The 10,361-nt window shown below is 70.1% G+C and carries 8 protein-coding genes; 5 read left to right on the top strand and 3 right to left on the bottom strand.

Annotated features, from left to right (window positions below; translation table 11 throughout):
• The 3 genes from SACSA_RS26805 to SACSA_RS0112315 form a co-directional block, all read right to left on the bottom strand.
• Positions 1-395: DUF993 family protein (locus SACSA_RS26805; protein ID WP_048876732.1), on the bottom strand; the 395-nt coding region annotated here is incomplete at its 3' end.
• A 174-nt stretch (positions 396-569) separates the two neighbouring features.
• On the bottom strand, positions 570-1,709 hold the full coding sequence (locus tag SACSA_RS0112320; protein WP_019816240.1) for a mandelate racemase/muconate lactonizing enzyme family protein: 1,140 nt from the start codon (positions 1,707-1,709) through the stop codon (positions 570-572).
• Positions 1,706-2,749 carry a LacI family DNA-binding transcriptional regulator gene (locus SACSA_RS0112315; RefSeq protein WP_019816239.1) on the bottom strand — a complete coding sequence of 348 codons (1,044 nt, stop codon included), beginning with the start codon at positions 2,747-2,749 and terminating at the stop codon, positions 1,706-1,708. Before SACSA_RS0112315 ends, SACSA_RS0112320 begins: the two co-directional genes overlap by 4 nt.
• 141 nt (positions 2,750-2,890) lie before the next feature.
• Between SACSA_RS0112315 and SACSA_RS0112310 the strand changes: the two genes are divergently transcribed.
• From SACSA_RS0112310 to SACSA_RS0112290, 5 genes are all read left to right on the top strand, one after another.
• On the top strand, positions 2,891-3,793 hold the full coding sequence (locus SACSA_RS0112310; RefSeq protein ID WP_019816238.1) for an ABC transporter permease: 903 nt from the start codon (positions 2,891-2,893) through the stop codon (positions 3,791-3,793).
• A gap of 15 nt (positions 3,794-3,808) precedes the next feature.
• Entirely contained in the window at positions 3,809-4,828 is a 1,020-nt protein-coding gene (locus SACSA_RS0112305) for an ABC transporter substrate-binding protein (RefSeq protein ID WP_019816237.1), read from the top strand.
• Between the two features lie 61 nt (positions 4,829-4,889).
• Positions 4,890-5,666, top strand: coding sequence for an ABC transporter ATP-binding protein (locus SACSA_RS0112300; protein WP_019816236.1), 777 nt, complete (start codon positions 4,890-4,892; stop codon positions 5,664-5,666).
• An 89-nt stretch (positions 5,667-5,755) separates the two neighbouring features.
• Positions 5,756-6,916, top strand: coding sequence for a Gfo/Idh/MocA family protein (locus SACSA_RS0112295; RefSeq protein WP_019816235.1), 1,161 nt, complete (start codon positions 5,756-5,758; stop codon positions 6,914-6,916).
• A gap of 174 nt (positions 6,917-7,090) precedes the next feature.
• Positions 7,091-10,267: a ThuA domain-containing protein gene (locus tag SACSA_RS0112290; RefSeq protein ID WP_019816234.1), complete on the top strand. Its 3,177-nt coding sequence runs from the start codon at positions 7,091-7,093 to the stop codon at positions 10,265-10,267.
• Positions 10,268-10,361: the final 94 nt, after the last annotated feature.

Here is a 10,361-nt window from a genome sequence, read left to right as displayed (position 1 = left end):
ACGGCCTGCGCCGAGGCCGGTCCGGGCGGTAGCTGGTCGGTACCGACCCCGGCCACCCAGCTCGCACCGCGGCCCCGGGCCTCGGCGCCCGTGGCGCGGATCAGCGCGCTCGTCGTCGCCCAGTCCAGGCCCATTCCGCGTTGCGCGGTGTCCATCGCCTCGGCGACGCCGAGCCCGCAGGACCAGAGGTGGTGCCGGAAGGCCAGTGTGCTCTCCCAGTCCACGGCGACCGTGTGGGTCGGGTCGCCCGCCGCGAGCGGGTCGGCGACGACGTGGGCGGCGGCGTAGGCGATCCGTGTGCGTGGTGGCCGGGGGGAACCGGTTGGCGCGGTGCGGTACGACGGCGTCCAGTTCTCCAGCGCGCCGTCGGTCGTCGGCAGTGTCAGGCCGGGCATGGATCTCCTCCCACCGGACGCGGTGCTCGGGTGACACAGGAGCGACGCGCCGCCGGAGAGGGGCGACGCGGGGCGACTGTGTGAGAAAGCGTTTTCAGAAGTCACCATAGAACAGGGCCGAGGTCGCGGACAAGACCGCGATCCCGGACGCCGCGACGAGGTCGGCTCGCGCTGTCAGGCCAGAACGTCCACGGCGAGGTCACGGACCACGGACTCGTCGACCTCGACGCCGAGCCCCGGGCCGGTGGGCACGTGGGCCGTGCCACCCTCGACCCGGACCCCGTCCGCGTAGACCGAGTCCACGAACTGCCTGCCGTTGAGATCCACCGGGGTGTCGATGCCGAACGCGGCGAACAGGTGCAACGACGCGGCCAGCCCGAGATCCGAATCGGTCAGGCCGGAGCCCATCAGCCGCACACCACAGTCCTCGGCCAGCGCGCACAGTCGCGTCGAGAGCGTGAGCCCGCCGCTGCGCTGCACCTTGGCGATGGCGACGTCCACCGCGTCGAGCCGGACGAAGGTGGCGAGATCGCTCGGGTGGCGCAGGCTCTCGTCCAGTGCCACCGGAACGGGGGAGTGCTCGGCGAGCCTGCGCAGACCCACGATGTCGTTGGCGGGCAACGGCTGCTCGAACGCGGTGACCTCCAACTCCGCCAGTCTCCGCGCCAGCCGCAGCGCCGCGTCGACCGAGAATCCCTGGTTGGCGTCCACCCACAGCGGCGCCTCCGGGGCCGCGTCGCGCACGGCGGCCACGACGGCGAGGTCCTCCCGCTCACCGCGCAGCCCGATCTTGACCTTGAACGCGTCGTAGCCGGCCTGCCTGCCTTCGGCCACGTGCTCGGCGACCTCGGCGGGACTCTGGCCGGAGACCATCCAGCCGAGCGTGAGGGTGTCGCGGCGGCGCCGTCCCCACAGCGTGGACACTCCGACGCCTGCCGCCTTGCCGAGCAGGTCGTGCAGTGCGGTGTCGACCGCGGCCTTGGCCAGCGGCATGCCGATCGTGAATCCCCGGTTGATGGCGCGGTCCACGGCGGCGCAGGCCCCGTCGAGGTCCCAGCAGGGCCTGCCGAGAAGCGCCGGGGCGAGATAGCGGTCGACCGTGGTCACGATCGACTCCGCCGTCTCGTAGGTCCACGCGGGGATCGGGGTGGCCTCGCCCCACCCGCTGATCCCGCCCGCGCTCACCTTCACCAGCACGCGGATGCTCGGCGTGCCCGCCACGGTGACGGCGCCGCCGGAGACGCCGAACGAGCGCAGTGTCGGCAGCGCGACGGCGAAGGTCTCGACCCGTTCGACGGTCAGCTCACCGATCATGTCGTCTCCTCCTCGATCTCGCGGGTGCTCTGCCGCAGCACGACCTCTCCGGGCATCCGCAGCACCCGGCTACGGCTGCTCCGTTCGTCGCGCAGCGCGAGTTCCATGACCTGTTCACCGAGCCGCTCCAACGGGAGCGCCACCGTGGTCAGCGGCGGGGTCAGATCGCGGACCACCGGGATGTCGTCGAACCCGGCCAGCGAGAAGTCCTCCGGCACCGAAAGGCCCGCGTCGCCGATCGCCGTCAGCGCGCCGATGGCCATCACGTCGGTCACCGCGAACACGCAGGTGGCGTGCGTGCCGCGGTCGAGCAGCGTTCGCATGGCCTCGTACCCGCCGTCGCGGGTGAAGGCGGACTCCACGATGTCGTCCTCGGCCAGCTCCACACCCGCCTCGGCCAGCGCGTCCCGGAATCCCGCGAGCCGGTCCACGACCGTGGTCAGCACGCGGGGCCCGGCCAGCACGGCGAACCGGCGGTGCCCCAGTGCCAGTAATGCCCTGCCCAGCTCCGCCGCGCCGTCGCGGTTGCCGGGGTGCACGCTGTCCACCCGCAGGCTGCGGTGCCTGCTCACCACCGCGACGTGCCCGCCACCCCGGCGGTAGGGCTCCAGTTCGGAAGCCAGCGCACGACCCCACTCGCGGTCCTCGAACCCGGACCCGACGAGCAGGATCGCCGAGGCGCGTTGCGCGCGCAGCATCGAGATGTAGGTGATCTCCTTGTCCGGATCGCGGAACGTGCTCGCCAGCATGACCAGCAGTCCGCGATCGTCGGCCACGCGCATGACCCCGCGCGCGATCGCGGCGAAGTAGGGGTCGCTCACGTCGTGACAGATGACCCCGACGGTGCGGTGCGCACCGCCCGCCAGTGCCTGGGCGTGCGCGTTCGGCGCGTAGGCCAGTCTCTCCGCCGCCGCGAGCACGCGATCGCGGAGGTCGGCGCGCACCTTCGTGGTGCCGTTGAGGGCCCTGGACGCGGTCGCCAGGGAGACCTCGGCCTCACGGGCGACGTCCTCGAGCGTCACGTGGGGCTGGGAGTCCATAAGCAACTCCTCCGGAGAACGCTTGACCGAGTTACTCTGCATGCCTACCCTACCTGAAAGCGCATTCAGAAAGCGCATTCAGGTGTTTCACGGCCTCGCCGAGGCGGATGTCCGGCACGTTCGAGGATGAACGGGAGGACCATGGTCACGCAGAGTGCGTCGACGCGCACCCCGACGGAGTCGGCCGCGTCCGACGGGAGCGTCGAGTCGGCCTCGTCCGACGGTGTCGTCGAGCGCGCACGGCCCGGGGTCGGTCAACGGCTTGGCGGGTTCGCCGAACGATCCTGGCGTCCGCTGGCTCTGCTGGCCGCGCTCTTCGTCGCGTGGTGGGGTGTCACCGCGGCCGAGCTGGTCGAACCGTACCTTGTGCCCTCGCCCGGCGACACGCTGGAGGCGATGACGGCCGACGTGGGCTACTTCTGGGAGCACACCTGGATCACCGCCTACGAGACCCTGCTCGGGTTCGCCATCGCGACCGCCGTCGGCGTCTTCGCCGCGCTGGTGATGGTGCAGTCGACAACTGTCGAGAAGACGCTGTACCCGCTGCTGCTGTTCGCCCAGGTAATCCCGAAGATCGCGATCGCGCCGCTGTTCGTGGTGTGGATGGGCTTCGGCCTCGGCCCGAAGATCGTCGTCGCGGTGCTGATGGCGTTCTTCCCCGTCGTGATCTCGATGGTGACCGGCCTGAAGTCGGTCGACCCCGAGATGCTCCAGCTGTCGGCGACCATGGGGGCCAAGCCGGGTCAGACGTTCTGGAAGATCCGCTTCCCGGCCTCGCTGCCGCACCTGTTCTCCGGGCTGAAGGTCGCCGCGACGATGGCGGTCACCGGGGCGGTCGTCGGCGAGTTCGTGGGTGCTGACGCCGGTCTCGGATTCGTGATCCTCCAGGCCAACGGCAACCTCGACACGCCGATGCTGTTCGCGGGTCTGCTGATCATGTCACTGCTCGGGGTGCTGCTGTTCGTGCTCGTGGAGTGGCTGGAGCACCTGCTCCTGCCCTGGCACGCGAGCCGCCGCACCGAAGGCGCCACCACAACGCTGTGAAGTAAGGAGTAGGCGATGACACGTTCGGTACTCGCTGCCGGAGCGGCCTCGGTGTTGCTGCTCGCCGCGGGATGCGGCGGTTCCGGCCCGGAGACCACCACCAACGCCGACGGCGAGGAGCTCGACCGGGTCACCCTGACGCTCAACTGGTACCCCTACGGCGAGCACGCGCCGTTCTACTACGGCAAGCAACAGGGTATCTACGAGGAGCACGGGATCGACCTGCGAATCCGCGCGGGCCAGGGGTCGCAGAAGACGGTCCAGGCCACCGCCGCGGAGCAGACCGACTTCGGGTGGGCCGACACGCCCGCTCTGCTGGCCGGCGTGGACCAGGGGCTCGACGTGCGCAGCATCGGCGTGTTCCTCCAGACCACGCCGTCGTCGGTGCAGTTCTTCAGCGAGAGCGGCATCTCCTCCGTGGACGACCTCAAGGGCAAGACCATCGCGGCCACGGCAGGGGACGCGCTCAGCGCCACCTTCCCGGCCTTCCTCGAGGCCAACGGCCTCAGTGAGAGCGACGTGCGGGTCCAGAACACCGACGCGGCGGGCAAGATGGCCGCGGTGATGTCCGGTCAGACCGACGCCCTGCTCGGCTACGCCACGGACCAGGGACCGACGATGCAGGAGGAGTCGGGCAAGGAGGTGGACTACCTGCGGTTCGCCGAGCACGGTCTGAACTTCTTCTCCAACGGACTGCTCACTTCACAGTCCATGCTGGACGAGCACGGCGACCTCGTGCGGCGCATGACCGAGGCCACCAGTGAGGCGTGGACGGCGACGCGGGAGGCGGGCGACGAGGCGGTCGCCGCGATGGAGGGTGCCTCCGAGCAGTTGCCCTCCGAGAAGGTGCTCAGTGAGCAGCTCGCGGCCACGCTGGAGCTGCTGCACACCGACGCCACCGAGGGACAGCGCCCTGGGGTCAACGCCGAGCAGGACTGGGCCGAGACGATCCAGGTCTTCGCCGATGCCGGAATGGTGGAGAACCCCGAGCAGCCGTCGGCCTACTGGGAGAACGTCCTCGCCGCCCAGGAGTGAGTCCCGGCCGGTGACCTCCACCCGGCCCCGAGTCCGCCCCAGCCTGTGAAAGGTCCGCCCGATGTCTGATTACGCGGTCGAGCTCGACGATGTCGCTGTGCGCTTCCGCAGCAAGAAACGCGAGGTCACGGCGCTGCGCGAGGTGACGATGCGGGTGGAGCCCGGCGAGTTCGTCGCCATCGTGGGCCCGTCCGGGTGCGGCAAGTCGACCCTGCTCAAGCTCGCCTCGGGGCTGCTGGCTCCGTCGGCGGGTGCGGTGCGGCTGCTGGGTGAGGAGGTCACCAGCCCGCGCAAGGACGTCGGGTACGTCTTCCAAAAGGCGGCGCTGCTGGAGTGGCGCACGGCCCGCAAGAACATCCTGCTCCAGGCGGAGATGCGGCACCTGCCGTCGGCGCGGGCGAACGAGCGGGCGGACGAGCTGATCGCGATGACCGGGCTGAGCGGCTTCGCCGACGCCTACCCGCACGAACTGTCCGGGGGCATGCAGCAGCGCGTGGCGCTGTGCCGCGCGCTGCTGCACCGGCCGCCCGTGCTGTTGATGGACGAACCGTTCGGCGCGCTGGACGCGCTGACCCGCGAGCAGATGAACGTCGAACTGCGCCGCATCTGGCAGGACACCGGGACCACGGTGCTGCTGGTGACGCACTCGATCGCCGAGGCGGTCTACCTGGCCGACCGCGTGGTGATGATGACGGCGCGTCCGGGCAGCATCGCCGGGGTCGTCGACGTGAACCTGCCCCGAGAGCGCGACTACGCGAAGACGATGTCGGAGCCGGAGTTCGGCAAGGCGACAGGGCAGATCCGCGACCATCTCGGTGCCGCCGTCGCGGCGGAGTAGTCCCGTACACCGGCCCGGTGGTCCCTCCTGGACTCCGGGCGCCCACCGCACGGCGGTGCGCAACGTTTCGCACACAGAGAAGGGCACGCATGGCAGGCAACGAGCAGCGGTCGGTCGTCGTCGTGATGAACGGTGTCACCGGCCGGATGGGGTACCGGCAGCACCTCGTGCGGTCGATCCTGGCGATCCGGGACCAGGGCGGCCTGCGGCTCGCCGACGGCACCGTGGTGTGGCCGGAACCGGTGCTGGTCGGCCGGGACGAGAACAAACTCGCGGCCATCGCGAAGGACCACGGCCTCGACCGGTGGACCACCGACCTCGACGAGGCGCTGGCGATGCCGGGCGCGGAGATCTACTTCGACGCCCAGGTCACCAGCCGCAGGGCCGAGTGCGTGCGCAAGGCGGTCGCGGCGGGACTGCACGTCTACACCGAGAAGCCGATCGCCGAGACCACGGAGGAGGCGCTGGACCTGGGCAGGACCGCCCGCGACGCGGGGGTCAAGGTCGGCGTCGTGCAGGACAAGCTGTTCCTGCCCGGGCTGCTCAAGCTCAAACGCCTCGTGGACGGTGGCTTCTTCGGCCGCATCCTGTCCGTGCGCGGCGAGTTCGGCTACTGGGTCTTCGAGGGTGACTGGCAGGAGGCACAACGCCCCTCGTGGAACTACCGCGCCGAGGACGGTGGCGGCATCATCGTCGACATGTTCTGCCACTGGCGGTACGTGCTCGAGGACATCATCGCCCCGGTGCGGTCGGTGCAGGCCCTGGCCGCCACGCACATCCCCCGGCGGATCGACGAGCGCGGCGCCGAGTACGCCGCCACCGCCGACGACGCCGCGTACGGCATCTTCGAGCTGGACGGCGGCGTGGTCGCCCAGATCAACTCGTCGTGGACCACGAGGGTCTTTCGCGACGAACTCGTCGAGTTCCAGGTCGACGGCACGGAGGGCAGCGCGGTCGCGGGGCTGCGCCGCTGCCGTGTCCAGCACCGCTCGGCCACGCCGAAGCCGGTGTGGAATCCGGATCTTCCCGCCACCGAGGAATTCCGGCGGCAGTGGCAGGAGGTCCCGGACAACGGCGAGTTCGACAACGGCTTCAAGGCGCAGTGGGAGATCTTCCTGCGCCACGTGGTGTGTGACGAGCCGTTCCCGTGGGATTTCCTCGCGGGGGCGCGCGGCGTGCAGCTCGCCGAACTGGGCCTCGAGTCGGCGCGGGAAGGGCGCAGGATCGCCGTGCCGCGACTGCGGCTCTGACCCGGAGCCCCCGTCGTCGGCCGTGCGCACGCCGCGGACGACGACGGCAGGAAAGAAAACCCGGCGCACAACCGAACAACAACCGCTCGTGACAACCGAACAACCCGGCATGTGGCACGTGTAGAGACACATCCACGGTGCTCGACGACGCGCACCCCGACGGATAGGACACGTATGTCCGGACGCAGACGCGGGGCTACGCTCGCGGCGCTGCTCGCGATGCTGGTCACCACCGGTGTCGTGGCGGCGCTGCCTGCGTCGGCCCAACAACGGTTCAGTGTGCTGGTGTTTTCCAAGGTCACGAACTTCTACCACGACTCGATTCCCGCGGGCATCGAGGCGATCGAGCGCCTCGGTGCCGAGCACGACTTCGCGGTCGAGGCCACCGACGACGCCGCGGCCTTCACCGATGAGAACCTCGCGCGGTTCGACGCGGTCGTGTTCAACAACACCAATTCCACACCGGAGTCGGGTGATCTGCTCGATGCCGGTCAGCGAGAGGCTCTGCAACGGTTCATCCGCGCGGGCGGCGGCTGGACCGGTGTGCACGCCGCCTCGGCCAGCGAACGGGACTGGCCGTGGTACGAAGGGCTGGTCGGCGCGATCTTCGACCACCACCCTCGGCCGCAGGTGGGCCGGGTCAAGGTGCTCGACCGCGCACATCCGTCCACACGGGACCTGCCAGAGCTGTGGGAACAGCACGAGGAGTGGTACAACTGGCAGGTCAACCCGACCGGCCGGGTGCACACGCTCGCCCAGATCAAGGTGCGTGACGGCATCACGGGCCTCGACGAGGGCGTGGACCACCCGTACTCCTGGTGCCAGAACTACGACGGTGGCCGGTCCTGGTTCACCGCGGGTGGGCACGCCGCGGAGAAGTTCTCCGACGACCTCTTCCTCGACCATCTGCTCGGCGGAATCGAGTGGGCCGCCGGTGCCGCCGAGGGCGACTGCTCGGCCACCGAGACGGGCAGCTTCAGCAGGGTGGCACTGGTCGACGAGGGCTTGGCCGACCCGTTCGAACTCGCGGTCGCCGAGGACCGGAGGGTCTTCTTCATCCAGCGCACCGGCGCGCTGAAGGTCCTCGACCAGGAGACCCGGAACGTCACCACGGCTCTCGACTTCGCCTACACACCGGAGATGACCAGCCAGTCCGACGGGCTGCTCGGTCTGGCGCTCGACCCGGACTTCGCCGAGAACCACCATCTGTACTTGCTGTACTCCGACCCGGAGCAGCCGAGAATGAACGTGTCGCGATTCACGGTCGCGGCCGACGACACCGTGGACCCGGCCAGCGAGCGGCGTCTGCTGGAGATCCCCACCTACCGTGACGAGGGCAGGGCGAACTCCCACATGGCGGGGTCGCTGGCCTTCGACTCGCGGGGCAACCTCTACATCGCCACAGGCGACAACACCGACCCGTTCGCCTCCGACGGGTTCACCCCGATCGACGAGCGGGAAGGCCGCCGAGCGTGGGACGCGCAGGGTACCGCGGGCAACACCAACGACCTGCGGGGCAAGGTCCTGCGCATCACCCCGCGGCCGGACGGGAGCTACACGATCCCGGAGGGCAACCTGTTCGCACCGGGAACGGAGCGCACACGCCCCGAGATCTACGTGATGGGGTTGCGCAACCCGTTCCGCATCACCGTCGATCCGGCCACCGACGCTCTGCTCGTCGGTGACTACGGTCCCGACGCGCGGCAGGCCGATCCCGACCGGGGTCCGGAGGGCACGGTCGAGTTCCTGCGCATCACCGAGGCGGGCAACCACGGCTGGCCGTACTGCGTGGGCGACAACATCCCGTTCCACGACTACGACTTCGCCACCGAGACCTCCGGTGCGGAGTTCGACTGCTCCGCGCCCGTCAACGACTCGCCGAACAACACCGGCCTGCGCGAGCTGCCGCCCGCGGTGCCCGCGTGGATGTGGTACGCCTACTCCGAGTCGGAGCGCTTCCCCGAGCTCGGCACGGGTGGCGGAGGCCCGATGGCCGGGCCGGTGTACGACTTCGACCCGGACAACCCGAGGGCGACGAAGTTCCCCGAGTACTTCGACGGCAAGTGGTTCGCCTACGAACTCACGCGCCAGTGGTTCAAGACGTTCTCGGTGCAGCGGCACGACCAGACCTTCGCCGACCCGCGGTTCGCGCCCGCGCGGCAGGGCGATCTGCTCTCGATCAACGGAATCTTCGAGGACATGTCGTGGATTCAGCCGTTCGAGGCGGAATTCGGGCCGGACGGCTCGCTCTACGTCATCGATTTCGGCGAGGGCAGCGGCACCGGACGCGGGGGAAGCAACGACGGTTCGGCGATCTACCGCGTCGACTACGTCGCGCAGGGAAGGCCGCCGGTGGCCGAGCTGACGGCGTCGGCGGATTCGGGGCGCGCCCCGCTGACCGTCGAGTTCTCCGCCGAGGGTTCCGAGGGCGGCGACGGTGAACCGGTGACCTACGCGTGGGACTTCGACGGTGACGGCACCACCGACTCGACCGAGCCGAACCCCACGCACACCTACACCGACGAGGGCCGGTTCACCGCCCGGCTGACCGTGACCAGCACGGCCGAGCACGGGCTCACCGGTGTCGCCACGACCGACGTCACCGTGGGCAACACACGACCCACCGTGGAGCTGGTGCTGCCTCCGGACGGCGGCATGTTCTCCTTCGGCGACACGATCCCCTACGTGGTCCGCGTCTCGGACCCCGAGGACGGCCGCATCGACTGCTCGACCGTGGTGGTGCAGTCCCAGCTCGGCCACGACGACCACCTGCACCCGATGGACAACGTCACCGGATGCCGGGGCGAGGTGACCACCGACAGCGGCGACAGTCACGGACCCGGGCAAAACCTCTACGCGGCGTTGAGCGCGCGCTACACCGACAGCGGCAACGGTGACGTCCCCGCGCTCACCGGTTCCGCGCACGTGACGCTCGAGCCGACGTTCAAGGAGGCCGAGCACTTCGAGCACGCCGACGGTGTCGACGTGCTCGACCGCGAGGCCGCGTCGGCGGGCACGCGGCTCGGCGGCATCCAGCCCGGCGACTGGGTGGCCTACGAACCGGTGCACCTCATGGGCATCGACTCGGTCACCCTTGGCGTCAGCTCCGGCGGTACCGGGGGCACGGTGGAGCTGCGGGCCGACGCCCCGGACGGCGAGCTGCTCGGCTCGGTGGACGTCGCCGGCACCGGCGGCTGGGACGAGGTCGTCACGCCCACTGTGGAGCTGGACGACCCCGATCGCACGGTCACGTTGTACGCGGTGTTCACCAATCCGGACTGGTCCGGTGACCGGCCCGATCTCCTCTCGCTCGACTGGATGCGGTTCAACGGAAAGGGCGTGACGCGATGAGTACCCGACGCGACTTCCTCCGGTTCGCCGTCGCCTCGGCCACGGCGGCCGGTGCGGGCGGCCTGCTCGCGGGCGCCGCGGGCGCTGCCTCCGC

The organism is Saccharomonospora saliphila YIM 90502 (assembly GCF_000383795.1).
Classification (GTDB): domain Bacteria; phylum Actinomycetota; class Actinomycetes; order Mycobacteriales; family Pseudonocardiaceae; genus Saccharomonospora; species Saccharomonospora saliphila.
Note: the sequence above shows the minus strand (reverse complement) of the source record. Positions and strands in the feature narration are given on the sequence as shown.

What these genes read in the sequence shown, in the direction of transcription:
- SACSA_RS0112315 (WP_019816239.1), bottom strand. Translation starts at nt 2,749, where the DNA reads ATGGACTCCCAGCCCCACGTGACGCTCGAGGACGTCGCCCGTGAGGCC.
- SACSA_RS0112305 (WP_019816237.1), top strand. Translation starts at nt 3,809, where the DNA reads ATGACACGTTCGGTACTCGCTGCCGGAGCGGCCTCGGTGTTGCTGCTC.
- SACSA_RS0112310 (WP_019816238.1), top strand. Translation starts at nt 2,891, where the DNA reads ATGGTCACGCAGAGTGCGTCGACGCGCACCCCGACGGAGTCGGCCGCG.
- SACSA_RS0112295 (WP_019816235.1), top strand. Translation starts at nt 5,756, where the DNA reads ATGGCAGGCAACGAGCAGCGGTCGGTCGTCGTCGTGATGAACGGTGTC.
- SACSA_RS0112290 (WP_019816234.1), top strand. Translation starts at nt 7,091, where the DNA reads ATGTCCGGACGCAGACGCGGGGCTACGCTCGCGGCGCTGCTCGCGATG.
- SACSA_RS0112300 (WP_019816236.1), top strand. Translation starts at nt 4,890, where the DNA reads ATGTCTGATTACGCGGTCGAGCTCGACGATGTCGCTGTGCGCTTCCGC.
- SACSA_RS0112320 (WP_019816240.1), bottom strand. Translation starts at nt 1,709, where the DNA reads ATGATCGGTGAGCTGACCGTCGAACGGGTCGAGACCTTCGCCGTCGCG.